The organism is Anabaena sp. FACHB-595 (assembly GCF_048568275.1).
Classification (GTDB): domain Bacteria; phylum Cyanobacteriota; class Cyanobacteriia; order Cyanobacteriales; family Nostocaceae; genus Trichormus.
The window spans coordinates 1,108,667-1,129,334 of sequence record NZ_CP183473.1; the positions used below are offsets into that span (position 1 = coordinate 1,108,667).

At 40.5% G+C, this 20,668-nt stretch carries 15 protein-coding genes; 5 read left to right on the forward strand and 10 right to left on the reverse strand.

The features are described from left to right. Nucleotides 1-22 precede the first annotated feature (22 nt). The 3 genes from ACN222_RS04745 to ACN222_RS04755 form a co-directional block, all read right to left on the reverse strand. Nucleotides 23-934, reverse strand: coding sequence for an ion channel (locus ACN222_RS04745; RefSeq protein WP_010995128.1), 912 nt, complete (start codon nt 932-934; stop codon nt 23-25). A gap of 352 nt (nt 935-1,286) precedes the next feature. Then, nucleotides 1,287-2,027 carry a dienelactone hydrolase family protein gene (locus ACN222_RS04750; RefSeq protein ID WP_010995129.1) on the reverse strand — a complete coding sequence of 247 codons (741 nt, stop codon included), beginning with the start codon at nt 2,025-2,027 and terminating at the stop codon, nt 1,287-1,289. A 353-nt stretch (nt 2,028-2,380) separates the two neighbouring features. Then, entirely contained in the window at nt 2,381-2,566 is a 186-nt protein-coding gene (locus ACN222_RS04755) for a PaO family protein (RefSeq protein WP_049942356.1), read from the reverse strand. A gap of 634 nt (nt 2,567-3,200) precedes the next feature. Between ACN222_RS04755 and ACN222_RS04760 the strand changes: the two genes are divergently transcribed. Continuing rightward, complete coding sequence (locus ACN222_RS04760) at nt 3,201-3,650, forward strand: Fur family transcriptional regulator (protein WP_010995131.1); 450 nt, start codon at nt 3,201-3,203, stop codon at nt 3,648-3,650. An 83-nt stretch (nt 3,651-3,733) separates the two neighbouring features. On the opposite strand, the gene ACN222_RS04765 is transcribed toward ACN222_RS04760, so the two are convergent. Together ACN222_RS04765 and ACN222_RS04770 are read right to left on the reverse strand one after the other, a co-directional pair. After that, on the reverse strand, nt 3,734-5,161 hold the full coding sequence (locus ACN222_RS04765) for a pentapeptide repeat-containing protein (RefSeq protein WP_010995132.1): 1,428 nt from the start codon (nt 5,159-5,161) through the stop codon (nt 3,734-3,736). Nucleotides 5,162-5,204: 43 nt separating this feature from the next. Beyond that, nucleotides 5,205-6,614, reverse strand: a complete 1,410-nt coding sequence (locus ACN222_RS04770) for an NACHT domain-containing protein (protein WP_010995133.1) — start codon at nt 6,612-6,614, stop codon at nt 5,205-5,207. A gap of 133 nt (nt 6,615-6,747) precedes the next feature. Here ACN222_RS04770 and ACN222_RS04775 point away from each other — a divergent pair, with 133 nt between their 5' ends. Continuing rightward, entirely contained in the window at nt 6,748-8,514 is a 1,767-nt protein-coding gene (locus ACN222_RS04775) for a DUF3685 domain-containing protein (protein WP_010995134.1), read from the forward strand. Nucleotides 8,515-8,635: 121 nt separating this feature from the next. On the opposite strand, the gene ACN222_RS04780 is transcribed toward ACN222_RS04775, so the two are convergent. Together ACN222_RS04780 and ACN222_RS04785 are read right to left on the reverse strand one after the other, a co-directional pair. Further along, nucleotides 8,636-9,259 carry a molybdenum cofactor guanylyltransferase gene (locus tag ACN222_RS04780; protein ID WP_010995135.1) on the reverse strand — a complete coding sequence of 208 codons (624 nt, stop codon included), beginning with the start codon at nt 9,257-9,259 and terminating at the stop codon, nt 8,636-8,638. Nucleotides 9,260-9,433: 174 nt separating this feature from the next. Further along, nucleotides 9,434-9,811, reverse strand: a complete 378-nt coding sequence (locus ACN222_RS04785) for a hypothetical protein (RefSeq protein ID WP_126987417.1) — start codon at nt 9,809-9,811, stop codon at nt 9,434-9,436. A 56-nt stretch (nt 9,812-9,867) separates the two neighbouring features. On the opposite strand from ACN222_RS04785, the gene ACN222_RS04790 reads away from it, so the two are divergent. From ACN222_RS04790 to ACN222_RS04800, 3 genes are all read left to right on the forward strand, one after another. Then, the gene (locus ACN222_RS04790) at nt 9,868-12,990 is read left to right on the forward strand and encodes a CHAT domain-containing protein (RefSeq protein WP_010995137.1); all 3,123 of its coding nucleotides are present in this window, start codon (nt 9,868-9,870) and stop codon (nt 12,988-12,990) included. A 169-nt stretch (nt 12,991-13,159) separates the two neighbouring features. After that, complete coding sequence (locus ACN222_RS04795) at nt 13,160-13,504, forward strand: hypothetical protein (RefSeq protein ID WP_010995138.1); 345 nt, start codon at nt 13,160-13,162, stop codon at nt 13,502-13,504. Next, nucleotides 13,501-14,946: a hypothetical protein gene (locus tag ACN222_RS04800; protein WP_010995139.1), complete on the forward strand. Its 1,446-nt coding sequence runs from the start codon at nt 13,501-13,503 to the stop codon at nt 14,944-14,946. Before ACN222_RS04795 ends, ACN222_RS04800 begins: the two co-directional genes overlap by 4 nt. Before the next feature lie 276 nt (nt 14,947-15,222). On the opposite strand, the gene ACN222_RS04805 is transcribed toward ACN222_RS04800, so the two are convergent. From ACN222_RS04805 to ACN222_RS04815, 3 genes are all read right to left on the reverse strand, one after another. Beyond that, complete coding sequence (locus ACN222_RS04805; protein ID WP_010995140.1) at nt 15,223-17,292, reverse strand: SPFH domain-containing protein; 2,070 nt, start codon at nt 17,290-17,292, stop codon at nt 15,223-15,225. A 188-nt stretch (nt 17,293-17,480) separates the two neighbouring features. Continuing rightward, nucleotides 17,481-18,968: a hypothetical protein gene (locus ACN222_RS04810; protein ID WP_010995141.1), complete on the reverse strand. Its 1,488-nt coding sequence runs from the start codon at nt 18,966-18,968 to the stop codon at nt 17,481-17,483. A 163-nt stretch (nt 18,969-19,131) separates the two neighbouring features. After that, nucleotides 19,132-20,013: an SDR family NAD(P)-dependent oxidoreductase gene (locus ACN222_RS04815; RefSeq protein ID WP_010995142.1), complete on the reverse strand. Its 882-nt coding sequence runs from the start codon at nt 20,011-20,013 to the stop codon at nt 19,132-19,134. Nucleotides 20,014-20,668 lie beyond the last annotated feature (655 nt).

Genomic DNA, 20,668 nt, shown 5'->3' on the forward strand with positions numbered 1-20,668 from the left:
CGGGTTTTAAATCTTGAATTTCTTAGCCTATTTTATCTAAAGGCAAGACATCATGAAAATATTTATAGTCGATGTAGCGATGTCCATCAGATGTATGGTGAAAAATATCAACAAAGCGACTGTTCCATAAAATATTACTAGCCGTATAAGTATAACGGGCATGAACTACTTGGGCTACTGTTTCATCAATGCCACTGACCGAGATAATTATATTTGTGTTTGTTTGTATTAGCGACTCTGCTGACATTCCATATAAAGGGCTGAATTCATCTATAGGATGCAGTGCTAGCCAGCTTAATGTAAAACTAGGTGTCTGATTTCTTAATAGTTTTAAATCGTGGAAACGCCGAATAAATCCTCCTTCTGCTGTGATTTCGTCACGCATTAAATAGACGCGCATCTGGGCTTCTAGAATTAAATTGCGTCGCTGGTTAGCAGTGCGAAACATCAGCGTTGGTACATCATTGTACGGTGTGATGACTGCAACACGGCTAAATATAACACGGGCAGAAGGGCGGGAAAAGCGAGCAAATGCCAGTCCTGTCATCACAGCAATTCCTACCAAACCAATCATTGCTTCGATGGTAACAACAGTATTGGCATATAGTGTTTTAGGATACATCGCACCATAGCCAATAGATGCAAGTGTCTGTACACTAAAGAAGAATAGATCCAAAAAATTACCAGGTTTAGCATTGGCTATACAATCTCCTCCCAGCCAATAAGCTAGGGCAAATATGAGATTAATTGCTAGATAAGAAAGACAAATTAGTAATAAAAAGCCAGTCCAAGGAATAGTTAGCAGTAAATGATAAGGATCTCGCCAGTAAGAATGCCATACACCCATGCCAATAATCTCAAATTGTCCATCCTGAATTTTAATTTGGACTCTATCTGGTCGTTTCTTTGCAAGTCTCTTCAGTTGAAATTTCATCGGAAGTAGCCACAAGAACGGCAAATATTAGTATTATTACTAAATTACCGCTAATAGTCATGCTGGATTTTTTTCCAGTCTGGTCAAATATTTAAGATATGGTTGGAAATATAGGAATCCGATTTGATTTCTGTTGGCGTAGCCTGCGCTAGCGCATAAAATTCTCAGTATCTGTAGGGTGGGCATTGCCCAACGCCACTTGCTCCAAGCCGGGAAACCCGTCCAACGCAGTGGCTCCCCTACGTGTATTTCAAAAATCAAGTATGAGTCCTATAGTTGATAGGTAATAGCTAAGTGATTGTAATGATTACCTATTACCCATTACCCATTACCAATTCCCACTATTAAAATTTTAGTCAGCAAATACACGTCCTAAAAATTCTACTATTTCTGCCCAAGCAAAGGTAGTAGCAGCAGAATCGTAGCGATAACCGTCGTCACGCATGAAGGTATGTTCTGCTTCATATAAAACTACTTTGTGAGGTACTTTAGCATCTTCAATGGCTTTAATTAAAATTTGGCGATCGCTTTCTGGTATGTGAGGATCAAGTGTACCCAGTACTAGCAGCATTTCGCCTTTGATTTCCTTGACTCTGTGGATAGTATCTGCTACCCCTTTACCCAACTTACCACTGGGAATCCCTGTAGGGTAGCAGCAGGCAGAGGCTTTAACTTCGTTTTCAAAAGCTGCGCGAAAGGCTAAGTGTCCACCTATACAAAAACCAACAGTACCAATTTTATTGGCATTAACAGTGGTTTCCGCTTTGAGAAAATCAATTACAGCACGAGAATCTGCATCATATTCAGCGATCGCTGTTCGTCGCGCATTGTCGTTACCTCGCATTCTCCCAAGATCATCCGGCTCAATTACTAGTCCAATTGGCTCAAGGCGATGAAAAATTTCTGGTGCTGCTACTACATAACCAAATCCAGCTAAGTAGTTAGCAAGACGAATTATCGGGCTACCTAACTGATAAATATCACTATAAAATACAATACCTGGGTAAACTCCGACTGGTTTTGGAGATGCGACATAAACACGCATTAAGCTGTCATCTACTCTCAATTCCACATTGCGCTTAGTGATTTGCACTGTTTTAGCTCCGTGTTATGTTTGCTCTCATTAGCTTTTACACCAGGGAATAATAAAATCTGGATTTCTGCATAACTTCCCATAACGTATGAGATAACTGTGATTACTCCACTCCATAATCGGAGTTTTTGAATTTTAGCCAACGCATTTCCACAACTTGCACATTTTATTGTGTGTGAATAGTATCTTTCTAAGAGTTGTTCTTTAGGAATGGCTGGCGAAAAACATTCTCCAGTAAATGGTTCAGCGTTGTAATTGTTCACCCACTGGCGCAGTTCAAACACAAAACTGTCAGCTTTCATCGGTAGGTAAAACGCTTTTGTAAAGTTAGGATTACCCCCTTTGGCTTGGAGTTATCTTTCTTGATAATGGAGAAAAATTTGGTCGTCTTCTAAAACACCATTTTGTCCCAGGTGATAGTACCAACCTGGTCTTAATTTAATAAAAAACCCTGGTAGTTTAGCAAGAAACTTAAAAGGAAACCGAGCAAATAAACGGCACTCACCTTTACAAATGGGTGTAGCATAGACAACAGTCAAGATGCGTCCTCTGATGTACTGGATAGGATATATACGCCAATATTGGCTGAATTATAAAGAAAAAATTAATATTTGTTCATCAATGTGAGCGATCGCCTGAATCATTTCTAATTACACTGGCTTCTTCCTGGGGTGAGATATTTGGATAGCTAAGTTAAACTTTCATAACCGTAGCGATCGCTTTTTTGGGAAGATTTACTGCACAATGATGACAGTGATCAATTGTCAGTTGTCATTGGTCATCGGTCATTAGAGGCGTTGCACTGCAACTTCTGTCCATAGTTATTAGTTCTGCTCCCTCTCTTAACCTAAACCCTACAACCTGTTCCCATCTTCTAGCGTTAGTAAGTTCTCCTTTGAGTCCTATCCCTGCTTTACAGTACTTTCATCCTTTACAAGATGGACATTTATAGCAATTTTAAGCTAAAGTTGTAATGAGTTTGTTTTAGATTAAGGTGTGACGGAACAACCTATCAAGAAGCAAAAAAATTATTATCTCAAACTGTGATTACCGCAGCACGCACAAGCAACAACACAGTTAGAGGTAAGGCAGTGTTATTTAATATCCTCACATATATACAACAGCAATAACCATCAAACTGGGAAAGATCCCCAATAGTAAATAGACATAAATATGCAGCAACAGGCAATATCGACAAAACCAATTCGTTCTCTAGAAGATGCTCTTGAGCGTTGTCAGCTGTTAGGTATGCGCGTCAGTCGCCAGCGCCGCTTTATTTTAGAACTGCTGTGGCAAGCAAATGAGCATCTTTCTGCTAGAGAAATTTATGATCGCCTCAACCAACAAGGCAAAGACATTGGTCATACATCTGTATATCAAAACTTAGAAGCATTATCAACTCAAGGCATTATTGAGAGTATCGAACGTTGTGATGGGCGTTTATACGGCAACATTAGTGACTCTCACAGTCATGTTAACTGCTTAGACACTAACCAAATTTTGGATGTGCATATTCAACTTCCAGAGGCATTTATCCAAGAAGTTGAACAAAGAACAGGAGTGAAGATTACAGATTATAGTATCAACTTCTATGGATATCGGCATCCTCAAGATGAAGAGTAGAAAGGCTGGGAGTAGGGGAAGAAGAAAACTGTACAGACGCGATTAATCGCGTCTCTGACAACTGACTAAAAATCCAGCACTACTCATAACTCACTTTTACCAAAAACCGTTTCATCATAGGTTTCGTGGTCTAGAATTGTAGGCATAATTACTTCACCTTCCAAGCTTTCAATCAAGCCGATATCGAGACTATTTTGATTCCAAAACTTAGTTTTCTCTCTAGTGCTGGAAACACTAAAGTAAGATTGCTTGGATAACAAACTTTTCACTACTTGAAATTGTTCTAGAGAGAATAATGCACCGTGGAGTTGGGCAATTTCTCTTTCAGCCTCGGTGAGGATAACATCACATAAACAAGCATTAGTGAGATTGACAGTTTCCAAGCTGACACCAGTGAGATTTGCGCCAGATAAGTTAGCACCAGCTAAATTTGCGTTATTTAAGTTAGCATCAGCTAAATTTGCATTCACCAATACAGCATCGCATAAATTTGCTTGTTCAAGATTTGCGCCAGTTAGGACGACTTGCGATAAAAATGCTCCTGAGAGGTTGATTTTAGCTAAAGATTGGGAGTAAATGCGCTTGATTAGAGCGTTACTTCCAGAAAAAGCGGCTTTAGCCAACAACATAATCATCGTTTCCGGGTAAAACTCACTGACATTGGCTGGATTACCACAAGGATAAAAAGAAACGTGAATGTCCCGACTAATAGCGGCTAGTAATAAAAATACATTTATTCCCACATTCGTATTGACTTGCTCAACATTCACAAAATTTTGTAAGCTGTGAAAATAAGGTAGTTCTTGATGGGCAATGCCTTCATCTAACCAACGTCCTTGACACCAACCGCGCCAAAACGATTCTAGTCGTTGTAACAAAATGGGCTTTTGTTGGGTTTGTAAAGCAGTTATGACTAATCCCTCAATTTCTGGCGTGATCATGCCGTAGCCTAGTAAATGGTAGAGATGCTGGGCAACACTGCTAGGAGCATTCAAAATAAATGTTTCTGTTCCGTAAACATCTTCTTGGCACTGGGTGAGCATTTGCAGTTGGTTTGCTACAGCTTCAGCACAAAGATATTCGCCTATTTGTGAGTGGGAAAACTCTACTTTAATTGTTAATTGTGCTTTGTCAGTAGCTTGTGATGACTTACTGGTAAGACAATAACGGAAATATAAGGCCGGGAGAATGTTTGTATTTAATTCTTCAGTCAGGGTAACTTGATGACGATCGCCATGTAAAATTTTGAGAGCGATCGCCTGCATTTGTTCAATCAGGTCTTGAGGATGGTATTCTCCTAGTAGATTGGTGATTGCTTCTGGTGTACGGTGAATATGAGCAGTTCCCGGACGTAATAGCATTGTCTTCATCCCCGCAGTCAACGGATACCCCAGCAACCATCGTTTTAAGCGAGAGTAAATTTCCCAATTTAGGGCAACCCTAGTATTTTTTTGCAATATCTCATCATCTAATAGTCCGTCGCGGTGGAAAACCCCTAATACATATAGCATTAATGGTTGCCGTACTAAATGAGAGATTGCTGATAAGTGAGAGTTACTGGCAAATAATCCTGCTTGTTTTAGGAATGTAAAAAAAGTTTTGGGAAGTGGGTAAAGACTGGACAAATGCCCATTGTTGAAACCATTGTTTTAGCTGGTTTATTTCTAAAGGTTGAATTTTAATGCGTCGCCATTGTAGGGGGATTTCTGAAGTAATTTCCTCCACCGTTTGAGAGCGACTAGTCAACACAATTTTATGTTGTTCTTGGGACTGTAATTGTAGTAACTGTTGGATAAAAATTTTCTTAGCCCTATTTCCCTGATGAGAAGCAGGAAGTTCATCTAGCCCATCTAGTAATAAAACACACCGATTATTTGTTTGCTCTAACCAAGTAGACAAGTTGACATGAGCATTCAATGTAAAACCAGAGTTGAGAGTTTCTAGCAAACTTTTGCCATATTTAATATCCTGCAATCGAATCAGTATTGGCATCCAATGAGGATAAAGTTTTAATGCTACTTCCGCCGCCCAAATCTGACAAAAACTGGATTTCCCATAACCAGGTTCTGACTCAATTACAGCAATAGTTTCTAAATCATTTAGTTGTTTCTCTACCCATGTTTTTAAATCAATTGACTGTTCACTATTAGGTTCTTGAGGTATACCAGATAAAGGAACATAAATATTTTTCAGGGCAAAATGTTCCATTAATAATGGTGTACTGAGAGTTTGTAGCAAACTAGCGCGATAATTCTCTTTATATAAGTCAATATTTAAGACATCTTCTGGAGTTCCTATACAGAAAAATTTTTGTAGTTGGGCTAAAGGTGCGGAATTTTGAGCAATGATTTTTAGCAGGTATCCAGGGAGGGAATTATCTAAACGCTGAGTTAATAATTTAGCTTCTAATTCTTCTGCACCATTAGCCATTAACCAAGCTACAGTAGCATGATTCATCTGTTGTACTAGTAAGGAATCGGCTACAGAAGAAAGTGCTTGTTCGGCTTGAGTATCAGTTAATTTACCAGGAGAGAGAGTTTTTAATAATCCTTGGAGTTGGGGATCTGAGATAATTATTGTGGCTTGTAAAGGTATTTTGGCACGATTTAACCAAGGTCTTTTTAACTGTTCTTCTTGGAGTAAAATCTGTTCTAACGCTAATAGGTAAGCAATTTGGAATGCTAACCAAGTACCTTCATTGCGTTTGAGGGCTTTTTTTTGACTGAGGTTACGCAGAAGATGTTCGCTTAAGGAAGCAAGCACAGAAATTTCTTGTTCAGCCGTGCCTAATGGTAATTGCAGTACTTCTGCTAACGTACAAATATCCAACGGCATCAGGCTTTTAAGTTCCATATCCTGAACAATACGATAGGCAATACCTGCCAGTTGCCCAGCAGCAAATGTTTTTATATGGCTGATTTCTATTTGGCGTTCTGCCAACCACTGCCTGAGACTGAGGTTCATTTAATCACATGAATAATTGATGCTTATGGTAATTATCTTTCATTTATGAGTGGACGAAAACAGGTGACAATGAGGAGGGATTTTACTTTTTACGAGTTGCAGCCAAGACAGTGCTGGTGTATTTGAGCAGACTATGAGCGATCGCCCTTTAAAATTATTATTAGTTGATCAAGACCCCATTTTCCGCCTGGGACTACGGGTAGCGTTGGAAGCCATGCCTAACATAGAGGTGGTATCGGAAGCACCAACAGATACAGCAGCTTTACAAATACTTGCGGAACTTGCCCAGATTAACCCCAATCAAGTGGACTTGGTAATTTTAGAATTAGGGAATAGTCGCTCAATTGATAGTCAACAGCAAGGATTACAACTCTGCCAGCAACTCAAAGCTACATACCCCACACTCCCAACTTTGCTCTTAAGTGCGGTTCCCGATGCAGGACTAATCATGGCAGCGAGGGCTGCTGGTGTGCGGGGTTACTGTCCTAAAGGCACTCCCATTTCCCAATTAGTTACCGTTATAGAAGCCGTTGCGGCTGGTAATTCTTACTGGTTGGCTGAAACAGTAAACCCAGAAATTACTCCCTCTGTTGCTGCGGTTGCGCCTCGTTTACCTTTGGCTAAGTGGCGGCAAAATTTACATTTATCAAGTGTGAATTATATTGATCATGCGCTGCAAGAAGTCACAGCACAATTACAAACTCCTGGTTTACCAATATTAGATCGAGCAGTTCTAGCCGGGAAGCGAAGAGAACTTTTAGCAAGTCGCTGGTTGCTCAATCAGGTACTAATTCTACCCCAAGAAAAACAACAGCCAACATTAACTTCCTCAGTTGCCAAATCTCTGCCTATAGTACCCCCACCAATACCCACAATTAACACCTCAGACTCACAACCAACATCCACATCGCCCCCGCTACTCAGTCCCAGAGCTTTACAAGCCAATTTATTTGCAGCTTGTATTAATAAACTACAATTTCCTTTAAATAATGTTTCAGATTCGGTTTTAGAGATTGATATATTTCGTGAAGATAAAAAACGAGAACTCCTATATCTAATTTTGCAAAAACTGGCTCAACAATTAGATGCTTTGCGTAATGCCCAAATTACAGCTAATCAGTTAGTAGAATTACAGCCTGTAATCTTACATGACTTATGGCAAGCAGTAATTACAGACTTTTTCGGTAAGTTTTCTAGAGTGCAAGTAGGCAAGCGTAATCTAGAAATTGTCACCGTATTATTGCAGAATCCAGAAGTTGTACAAACAGCGATTCTGAATAAGATTCCTTTAGGATTAGAATTATTTTCTTATCTGTTATTGCAAACAGATTTAAGAGTAGAGCATCATACTTACCAAGCAGGTAGCTCTGAAGCCAACTTCCACGCAGAAATGTTACTAGAAAACTTGATAATTCAGGTAGCTAACAGCGTAGTCCAACCACTATTAAATTATTTGGCAGACATAGAAGAAATTAAACAAGATTTCTATGTTAAATCTTTAATGTCTACACGAGAACTGGAACGTTTTAGAAATGATTTATCATGGAAATATCGATTAAATAACTATGTGAACGAAGCCAAAGCAATTTTTGAAAGCCGCTACGAACTACTTGTGTTTGCGCCCCGTGGTATTGCCCAAATTTCAATTTATGCTCCCCGCAATGACGAACTAGCACAATTGTCTGGAGTACCTTTAGTAGTTACATTAGGTTTAGAATTTCGAGATGCGATCGCTCCTCGTTTACAATCGCTATTATCTGTCTTAGGTAGTGGCATTGTCTTTGTGCTAACCCAAATCATTGGTAGAGGTTTAGGCTTAATTGGTCGCGGAATTATTCAAGGTATTGGTAGCGTATCTTTTGACAAAAATTTTAAACGTGATAGTGAACGAACGAAGTAGTTAACGCGATGTGCGACTTATTCTTAAAACCCCTCTCCATAGCTTGCTTCCCGCAGGGTACCTCTCCCCTGCAAGGAGAGAGGCTTCAAAACCTTCATTTTTCTTTGAGCTTTCAAGATATTTAAGCCCCTCTCCGTGTCGGAGAGGGGTTTGGGGAGAGGTCATCAAACTCACCTTGAATTACAGCTAAATCTTCTGGTGTGTTGCAATTGAATAATATCTCTGGGGTTGGTAGAGATAAAACTTGTACAGAATGATGTTGTAGCCATTGCTGAAAAGATCGCCCACCTTGATGGATAAACTCTAATAATTGCGGTAAACAGCGACGGCGATAGAAACCACATAAAGGTTCCCAGCCTTTGGCGTGATGGGGTAAAGCAGCAATAGCTTCCTCTGGTACACTATCAAGATTAGCAGCCCATTCTTGCAAAACCTCAACCCGTAATTTAGGTAAATCGCAAGCTAAAAGTAACACCCACTCAGATTTTACCTCTGCTAACCCTTGAGCAAAGCCAATCAAAGGCCCCTGAGTCGCCGCTTCTGGAAGAAATTTGCACCCTGGTAAAAATAAATGCTCATAGCGTTCCGGCCAAGGGGTGACAATATAAACAGTATCAGCACAACTGGCGGCAATGTTACAGACAAATTGCAACAACGGCACACCTTGAACAGTTATCAAAGCTTTATCCTGTCCCATGCGGGAACTTTGACCACCTGCAAGGACGATAGCAGTTAAGTTATTCATGAATTGAGTCGTTTGTTAGTCAGGTTAATGCGCGCTATAGGCGTTGACTGTTGACTGTTGACTGTTGACTGTTGACTGTTGACTGTAGGGTGGGCAATGCCCACCACAATCATAAAATATTAGTATTAGTTATCAAAAAAATAAAATTAGTGACGAAACTCATTTTTTTAATTATCAAACACTCAGTTTCGTGACCAAATCAATTGCATTTGCCACCACACGATTCAGTTTCGTGACCAAATCAATTGCATTTGCCACCACACGATTCAGTTTCGTGACCAAATCAATTGCATTCGTCACCACACGAATTAGTTTCGTGACCAAATCAATTGCATTCGTCACCACACGATTCAGTTTCGTGACCAAATCAATTGTATTTGCCACCACACGATTCAGTTTCGTGACCAAATCAATTGCATTTGCCACCACACGAATTAGTTTCGTGACCAAATCAATTGCATTTGCCACCACACGAATTAGTTTCGTGACCATTAATTTTGAATTTTGAATTTTTAATTTTGAATTGGAGCGAAGCGACTTGACACTCAGCAAGAATCCTCATCTTTCCGTCATAATGGGATTGTGTTATGTGATACTTGCACCTGCTCATGAACGAACAGCGTTTACAAGCTTATTATCAGCTAATTCAAACCCTGCTAGATTGCCCTAGTGGGGAAGAACCGGAGATATTAGCAGCGAATACAGAATTGCTAGATGCTGACTTTGTGCAGGTGGTAGGATTAGCAGCAGAGCATTTTGCCCAGCAGGGAGAGGAAAATAGAGCCGAGTGGTTGAGAAACTTAGCCGCATATCTCACCACCCCAGAAACTCCCGCCATTAGTGAAGCAGATATAGAGACTTACTTGCCATTTATTTTAGAGGTATTGCGAACAACCGCAGACAGCAACGGCGATGCTCAAGTAATTTACCCGTTGCTGAGAGCTAATACCGATAAACTGGATCGTATCTTTGCAGAATTATTGCGCCGATGGGCAACAAATACCCTAGAGAAAGCAAAACCAGATAGAGCAACATTCATCGCCGCAACTATTGGTAATTTTAGCAATCTGATTAACGATTTTCCTTTGGGTAGCAAAGCCAACAACATGGAAATTGGTATCGCTGGTTATGAAATCGCCCTCACTATATATACCCGCACTGATTTTCCTGAACAATGGGCAACGACGCAAAATAATCTGGGGAATGCTTACTTATACAGAATATTAGGAAACAGAGGGGAGAATCTGGAGGCGGCGATCGCTGCTTATTCTGCGGCTCTGGAAGTCAGAACCCGCACTGATTTTCCTGTAGATTGGGCAATGACGCAAAATAATCTGGGGAATGCTCACTTATACAGAATATTAGGAAACAAAGGGGAGAATCTGGAGGCGGCGATCGCTGCTTATTCTGCGGCTCTGGAAGTCAGAACCCGCACTGATTTTCCTGTAGATTGGGCAATGACGCAAAATAATCTGGCGACTGCTTACTTATACAGAATATTAGGAAACAGAGGGGAGAATCTGGAAAATGCTATCGCTGCTTTTTCTGCGGCTCTGGAAGTTTATACCCGCACTGATTTTCCTAAACAATGGGCTGGAACGCAAAATAATCTGGGAGAGGCTTACCGTAACAGAATATTAGGAAACAAAGGGGAGAATCTGGAGAAGGCGATCGCGGCTTATTCTGCGGCTCTGGAAGTTTATACCCGCACTGATTTTCCTGAACAATGGGCTGGAACGCAAAATAATCTGGGAAATGCTTACTCTGAAAGAATATTAGGAAACAGAGGGGAGAATCTGGAGGCGGCGATCGCTGCTTATTCTGCGGCTCTGGAAGTCAGAACCCGCACTGATTTTCCTGAACAATGGGCAACGACGCAAAATAATCTGGGGACTGCTTACTCTGAAAGAATATTAGGAAACAGAGGGGAGAATCTGGAGGCGGCGATCGCTGCTTATTCTGCGGCTCTGGAAGTTTATACCCGCACTGATTTTCCTGTAGATTGGGCAATGACGCAAAATAATCTGGGGAATGCTTACGGTAACAGAATATTAGGAAACAGAGGGGAGAATCTGGAGGCGGCGATCGCTGCTTATTCTGCGGCTCTGGAAGTTTATACCCGCACTGATTTTCCTCAAAATCATGCAGAAACTTTGTTAAATCTCGGTATCTTATACCAAGAAGAGAAACAATTTAATTTAGCTTACGATACCTTTGCCCAAGCAATACCAACCGTCGAAGCTTTACGGGGTGAAATTAATGCAGGTGATAATTTAGGTGAAGAAGGCAAGCGCAAACAAGCAGAAGAATGGAATAAACTTTATAGACGCATGATAGAAGTTTGCCTAGCATTGGGCAAAGACACTGAAGCGATAGAATATATTGAACGCAGCAAAACCCGCTATTTAGTAGAACTATTAAGCAAAGCAGACTCAATCAATCTAGAGAATCTACCTGAGATAGACAGCAATATCCGTTTTGCAGAAATTAAAAATCTTTTAGACGATGAAACAGTTATTATTCAATGGTATATATTTACTGATTGTTTTCGTGCCTTCATCATCAGCAAAAACCATCAACCAATCATTTGGCAATCAGCCTCAGAAGATTTAGACAATTTAAAAAACTGGACTGATAATTATCTGCAAATCTACGGTGAAGATAAACAAAAGTGGCGATATCAGCTAAACGAGCAACTAACCCAACTAACTCAAACCCTCCACCTCAATCAGATAATTTCTCTCATTCCCTCCCAATACAAAAAACTGATTGTCATTCCCCATCGTTATTTACATTTATTCCCACTCCATGCTGTACCCCTAGCTAATAACAACTCATCACAACCAGAATATTTATTTGATAGATTTCCTCATGGCGTAAGTTATGCACCAAGTAATCAACTTTTACGATTTACTCAACGGCGAGTGCGAAGATTAGCCAACTTAGAATTAAATCCCTTCAGTAACTTATTTGCCATTCAAAACCCCACTAACGATTTAGCCTTCACCGATATCGAAGTCGAAACCATAGCCGCAGATTTTCAACCCCAACAAGTCCTGAAACATCACCAAGCCACCAAAGCCGCCTTAACAGCAACACCAACAGATGAAACCCTCAGCAATTCCCAATGGCTGCATTTCTCTTGTCACGGTTACTTTAACTTCCGTTTCCCCTTAAAATCTGGTTTACAGTTAGCCGATGCAGTAACCTCTACCATTCCCAGCACCATCAACTCATCACGCTACCTGAGAATTGACAACGAAAAAGCTATTGATTTAGATAAATGTCTCACCCTGGAAGATATCTTTCAATTAAATTTAAATAACTGTCGTCTCGTCTGTCTCTCCGCTTGCGAAACTGGTTTTATTGACTATACAAATAACAGCGATGAATATATAGGTTTGGCAAGTGGTTTTATGCGTGCTGGTGGAACTAACATTATTAGTAGTTTATGGGCAGTTAGCGACTTTCACACAGCTTTACTAATGATTAAATTTTATGAAAACTTACCACTTTATCAATATAATGTGTCCTTAGCCTTGAACCATACCCAAACATGGTTACGCCGAGCAACGCAATCACAAATTATAGACTGGGTGCAAAGTAAAACCAATATGCAAAACACACAACAGCAAAAAATCATTGGCTTTTTACAACAATATAAACCTGAACAACAACCATTTAAAAGACCAGAATTTTGGGCTGCTTTTTCTGCTATTTCTCCAGTTTAGTTTTTATCTTCTCAATAGAATAAAGATTAAATTAGTACCAAATTAAACGCAGATGAACGCAGATGGACGCAGATAAATTAATGGATTTTATAATTATGTGTAATTTCAGATAAAATTGAAATGAATTGTCAAGTATATTCAACAATTAACCAACTCAAAAACAAAAGCTATGGAACCAGATAAACTCATTCAAGCATTTACCCAAGTTGTGAGAAACCAAGATTATGTTTTCTCGCCAGAAGCTATTGTAGCCATCCCCGAATTACTAAACGAACTTGCTCAATTAGAAACCCAACCACCAGATTTATTTGCAGAAGCCATTCGCCAATGGTATCTCGACTATGAAGATGTGAGAGACGCTGTATTAATTGAAGAAAGAGAAATTGAGAAAGTCAGCAAAAGTAAGCCAGAAATCCAAGAAAATACTCAAGAAAATCGCTATCGAGTAGTACAAGATGAACTCAAAAGACTACAAGAAACAAAAACAAGCAACAACCAAACCAAGCAACCATGAAAATTTATGCACCAAACATTCATTTATTCGCTTTTCAATTGTACAAAAGTGCTAGTAATGACATAAACAATTCATCGACAGATAAAGACTTCCTTTGGTATCAGGCTAACGCCATAGCTAGCGCAACTTTACACCAAAATCTACAACTCCATCAGCGTCTTGATGTCAATAAAAACCCAGATAACCCCCGTGTCGATTTACTAAAAGACTCAGAAGTAATCGATGATAACTATGCTGTCGATTTGCAGGGTAACATTTCTCTCAACCAAACCCAAGACTTATTAATTAAAGGCTTTGCTCATCCCTTAAGAATATATGATAGTTACAGTTTATGGCTAAATCTCCGTCGTCCAGAAAAGGAAAATAACAATCAGACAGATGATGTAGACATTACTTTTTTACGGCAATTAAATCAAAATAATTGTTTCACAGTTCCCGCAAATCCTTTATTTCTCGGTCAAACTCTGCTAATTACTGGCTGGTTAACAGGCGCAAAAGACAGACAAATTATCCAGCAAATAGCCAATGAGTGTTTAAAGTCTTTCTTTCCTGATAACTATCTCCTACCACCATTCAACCGCCAAGGCGAGTTATTTGGTAGCCCAATTTTTGAATACGGTTTATTTAGCCAATTAAATAATTATCAACACGTTCTAATATGGTTATTTACTGACAAACAAGCAGACAGTAAATTTAATCAATGCTATCAAGAATTACTAGATTTATTTTTCTTCCGTACCAAAGCAGTTAAAGCTTATAAAGATAGTCGTAAAATATATCAAGAACTAGATTCAGCCTATAGAAAAGTCGAAGATACAATTGATAAAGTTCCCAAATTAGATGAGACCCAATATGATAATAAAATCAACTTAAGTAACTTAAAAAACCAGTTAAAAGCTTTACCCCAAATATCATTAACATACACCCGCCTACTACGAAACTTAGAAGAATATCAAAATACAATCGCTATCAATACTTATAATTACAACGAGAGACTACAACAAATTAAAAGCATCTTCGCCAATGAAGATATCAGCTTTCTAGAAATATTTAGCCAAAAAAACTGCGCTTATTTCCAACAACAAATTAATGGCGACTTGGGTTATTTTCGTCACGGCTCAGAATTGTTAGGTAAAGCCATAGACACAATTCGCGGTATTGTGGAAATAGAACAAGCAGAGCGCGATGTAGAACAAGCAAAACGCGATCGCACTCTAGAAACCACAATCCAAATAATAGGTATCGGCTTTGGTGGTGGTGCAATAGCTTCCGGTGTCATCGTTTCCCACATCGACAAAATCAACCAACCCTTAGCCGCATTATCTCCTGATAACCAACCCCATCCCTTTTTCGCCTCGTTAATTCTCAGTTTTCTCGCAGTCTTACTCTTTAGCGGCGTAGGCTGGTTCATAAGCTGGTTAATAACGAAATGGCGAAACTAGTCATTTACACCCTTTCTCCCCTATCCCCTATTTTGGCTCTGTTGTACTTGTCGTAATAACATTTCCAAACTTGCAGCTGATGGCAGACACTTCAAACCTTGGCAAACTAAACCTAAACTATAGTGGGGTAAATCAGTCTAAAGTCCAGAAAAGAGACTTAACGGGAAAAGTCAGGTACCCTACGGGTACTCCGGCGGAGAACTCGTAGAGTAGCAAGCTATGGAGAGGGGTTTTTCAGACTGTTTTAACAAAAACCTAATAAATATTCATACCGACTTATTTATCTTGAGGCAACTCTACAACCAACTGAGAATTACCATTTGGCGATAGTGGTGGGGTTGTAGTTGGTAGTGGTGCAACTTCACCTGTTTTATTAGTCTGATTCCACAAAATCATCGACAGCAACCCATCAACTAAGCCATTAGTGCTGCCATTAGTACCACCAACCAGGATATCAGGAATTAAACGGACATTGCGATCGCCGATAATCTGCATCATCTGCATTGCGGTATAGCCTTGTATACCCAATGCTTGCACACCATGACTGTAAGTTTCCGCTTTCGCGTTACCTGTTGCCCGGATACCTTCAGCTTCAGCCATTGCTCGAAGTTTTGTTCCCTCTGCTTCACCGTTCGCTTGCTTAATTTGGGCTTGGGCTTTTAGTTCAGCGATTTGCACACTCTGTTCTGATGTCACCATTTCTCGTTGGATATCAGCCAGGGCTGTTTCCCGCACAAGCTGTTGACGTTGCGTTTGCGCCATCTGCTGAACTTCGTAGGTTTTGCGTTCTTCCTCAGCAATTTTCCGGTCTGTTTGTGTCTGCATCAACGACGCTGGCGGTTGAATATCCCCAATTAAGGTATCAATCGCTTGCACATCATAAGTCCGCAACGCTGCTTTGATATATTCCGATGCTTCTACTTGCCGTTCACTCCGGGCATTCAAGAAGTCCAGCACTGTGTAATCTTGCGCCGAGTTGCGGAAATAGTTGCCAATACTTGGTTCTAAGACATTATCAACCAAATTTTGCATAGAACCAACACGAGAAATTACCTTAGGCGCATCCAAAGCCCCGACGTGGATGATTTGGGATACTTCCAAATCAAAGGCAAACCCATCTTTAGAACGCACTGTCAAAGCTTCTAAATTTGCATCATATTTATGGCGTTCAGTCCGTCCTGACCAGTTCAAAACGATGTTAGTAGTCGGCACTAACTCCACTTTCATGATGCGCGTGTTGAGTGGGTGCTTACCCGGATACAACGGCTCGACCCATACGCCCTTATGACCAGGATTTACCAAGTTACCGTGGGTGAAAGCAGCACCGCTCACATCTTCTTGAGCTTTACCGACAAAAGAAATCACCACACCCACATAACCGATGGGAATTTCCGTCATTGGCACTTGCTCAACATTGACAAGCCAGGGATTGAGATTCCAAGAACCCGAAAGCAGAATTTGCTCTTGTAGACCCCGTCGCCCGCCCCCATCTAGAAACTTCTGACCATTTTGGAAATTATCATGTCCAGTAATCACTGCCCCAGCAATTTCACCCACAGTAATGGGTATCCCATCCAAGGTAGTAACAATACCTACCTTGTCAGAGGCAACAGTATACACTTGTAACTGTTCGGGACTCATCCCATGGCTACTAGCATTTGCTGCCATGATGACTTTAAACAAGGCAGTATTTATACGGTAAGTACCTGCCGTGAGAAATCCCATTTGCCGTCCCTTTTCACCACCATTGATGAGGAATTTTCGGGCATCTTGGAAGTTATCACAATCTACGATTTTACCTAAAATCCTCTCTGGCGGGTTTGATGCACCATCAGCCGCCACAATAACGGCGATTTCACCTTGAGGCACAACAACTACAGATTCTTTGCGTACAGAATACTGCCAAGGCCAGTAACCCCAATGCCAACCAGGCGCGAGGGTATCTGCTTGTAAACCTGCTTCACCATTGAGAGCAATCAACTGCCCAGCCGGCAAACCCTTTCCAGAAAACGTAAATTTTCTGACGACGACACCAACTTCACGCTCGCCAATAACAACTAAACCACCAAAAAACAGAGGGACAAATATCACCAGACCGCCAACTAGCACAACGGGAATGAGTACAAAAGGATCAACCCCCGCAGCCTGATACTGAACAACAGAAGGTTTTGTCGGCTCTACTGGAACTGACGCTGAAGTAATTTCTGTAGCCGTGGATGTTTTTATGTTATTGGCATAAGCAGAATTAATCCCGCCAGCTAACGCCAGTGCAGCTATTAATGGAGTTGTAAAGCGAGCTAATTTATTTTTTTTAGTCTTACCAAAGAGAAATGAAAAGCTTTTCATAATTTGCGCCCTTCTGGGCAACTAATCATATACGCTATCACTTCAACTCTCTTAAGGCTGATTTCTTAAACTTGGTGTAATTTTTTCTAGTTGACAAGCAATCAGTAGGGTGGGCATTGCCCAGCAAAACCATGATACGGTGGGCAATGCCCACCCTACTAAGTAAGTCAACCTCATTAAATATAAAATCACGATGTCAACAAACTCTTACCACGTTGATAAATTTCACGGGCGTAATCAGTCCAAGCACCTTGCCCCCAATAGCGGAAACAGCTTGTTTGTAACAAAAGATTGTATAACAGTGCTTGGCGATAATCAGCTTGTTTAGTAATAGATGAAGATGAATCATTGAGTAATAGGTGATCAAATTTTTGATGAAATAAACTACTCAATTCATACATAGGAGATAAAACATTTTCGTATCCTTGTACCCAACTGATATGATTTGTCCAAGAAGCTCCTTCTAAGTGAAAGTTAGGATTAACTTGCTTGATTTCTTGAATGGCATTCTCCACAGCTTCCGGTTGTTTATTATCTGGTGGAACTCGCTGCCAGATTTGGTGTTGCCCCACTGGCTGGCAAGGAGGAAAGTCTTCAGTTTTCACACCAGCCGCCGCAATTAATTCTAAATATTCGGTGCCACACACCCCCACAATACCGGATTTTCCACCACCATGATTTACCATATCCCACCAAGCTTGTTTGAAGGCGCTGGGAAATTCATTCATCATTACGCCGCCATTCTCACCATCACCAATTTGACTAACTATGGGGGGAATTTCTACATTACCTAATCGACGCTTTGATAAAGTTTTAGCTTCGTAGTATGGCTGCATTTGAGCAACTAATTTAGTATCAGAACCTTGAGTTTTAATTAAAGCAATGATACTAATAGTTTCACCTTGGGAATTTCTGGCAATCAAACGATGGGGTAAATGTCTATCAGTTAAAGATTGTCCATCAATTGTTTCTACAGTATGTTCTTGGACAAGTAACCAGCGATAGCCGCATTCTTTAAGGGCTTTGACAAATTGAAATAATGTATCAGGGTGATTTGGGAGGTGCATTTCTGGCGGAGAAAAACCTTTAACTCTGGCTAATGCTTCCAGTCCAAAAATTGCCGCAAAGTGTTGTTGCCATGCCAAGATATGTAATTTAATATCTTGAATTGGTGTAGAAGGAATGACAGCATGACCCCACATTGTACCCAACCATTCTACATAAGGTTGATATGTGCAATCGCAAGTGATCCGCTTGAGACCATCTAAGACATCATTGCGCCCCATTTGCCGGAGTCCCCACAGGAGATTACCAGAGTAATCCAACATCACGCGGGGATTGCAACCTTGGCTGACAAGTTCGGGGATAAATTCTCCCATGCGGCTGTAACAATAGGCAAAAGCCCCGGCGTTGTGGTTGTCGCCTTGGTGGGGGTGTGCAAACATATATTGCAGATTGCTGATCAGTTCACCACCATCACCTGCTGGTATAGTTGGTTGGTGCATATGTAGAGCGATCGCAAATACTGCATTCACATCTTCTAACTTAATATTCGTTGTGGGTAAAAAGACTGGCGCATCATTGTTGACAACAGAGAGAACTTCAGCTTCCCAACCAGATATATTTGGTAAACCATCAATCATTTCTGGCAAGGGAGTATTTTGTAAGGACAGCATTTTAGTTGCTCCGCAACAATGAGTATTGATTATGGTAATTGGTAATGGGTAATTGGTAATGGGTAATTGGTAATTCGTAATTAATTTTGCGTTGGTGTGATGTCACCAAAAAATTCCATCAGCTTGTAACTGAGGGAATTTGGGAACTAATTAGAGATTAACGTCAAGTTTTGCGGGCGAATACAAAGGGAAACTTGTTTCCCGAAAAGAAGAAATCACCGAAACGCTGTATTTTCGCCCAAAAGCTCAAGTTTTCATCAGATTTTTGTGGTCTAATAGCTGGTGGTGTGGCAATTGTTAAAACCAATTCCAGTAACCAAGGGGCTAAACGTTGACACCACACGGCTAAATGACTTTGCCATCCTACTAAAATTTCTGGTGCATCTTTTTCTAGTCCAGCAATTAGCGCTTTGGCTACTTCCTGGGGTGTCATGGGAATCACCCAGCGAAATAGTTTTAAGTCACGCACCATATCTGTGTCGGTGAGGGATGGTAATAACGCCTTCACCTGGATGTTGTACTCAGCGAGTTCACGGCGTAAGGCTTGAGTAAAGCCTAAGATAGCAAACTTTGTGGCTGAATAAGTCGCCATTGTCGGTGCAGCCACTTTCCCCATTAAGCTGGAAACATTGATAATAGTTCCTTGTCTTTGACTCGCCATACGTTTGGCGATGAGGCTGGTGAGGGTATACATTCCCAGTAAGTTCACAGAAAGTTCCTCTTGTACTTGGGGAAGTTTTGATTGCAAGAATGAACTTTGGTATGCAACGCCGGCACAGTTAACAAGTAAGTGAATGGGGCCGTAATTCCGCCATAGTTGCGCTATGGCAATGTTTACTTCTGTCGCTTGCGTTAAATCAATTGCCAATGTTGTGGCTTCGACTCCCATCGCCTCAACTTCCTGGGCGACTTCTCTTAACTTTTGGCGATCGCGTGCCACTAAAATTAATCTGTGTATTCCTTGTTGTGCTAATTCTAAAGCGATCGCTCGCCCAATTCCACGGGAAGCCCCAGTAACTAGGGCTACTTTACCTCGAATATTCATGGATTTTATCCTCCAGAGTCTGCGTTTTACCTCAGTTCATCGTTAACTAATCACCATGAGGTAAAACAAATTTTTAGCTGCATTCAATGTCACAACAGCAATTAGCCTCCAGCAACGATATATATGGGCTAATCTGCATTGGTTGTAGTTCGCAGATTGCAATCAAGTTCTTACATATTTGGCTGAATGGATATGGCTCATAGGTTCTACCTCTTCTAATATCAGAGCGTTTATCAGCATCGTTGCCTCTACACACGTTAGCAATTAAATCAAGGACTTGCAATATTCTTTAATAAGTATTTCTTAATACTTGTTAACAATCAGATATACAAACAATCTATAGGACTAGTCTTTGATTTCTGGAATATTATGTGGGGTGGGCATCGCCCACCACAACTATGATGCGGCAGGCAATGCCCACTCTACAGATACTTAGATATTTTCAATAATCAAATCAGATTCCTATATTTTTATATAAGTTTTTATGAATGCTTTGTGATAAATGTGGTGATCCCCTGACAATCAAATAAAAGGTTTTGAATTAATAGAAACTTGTTATATGAAAGACACAAAGAAGACACAAAAAAGAGATATTTTTTAGGGATGATTTCAACTAGTTTGTCGTCAGCAATATTACTGAAATTGTTATTAGTCA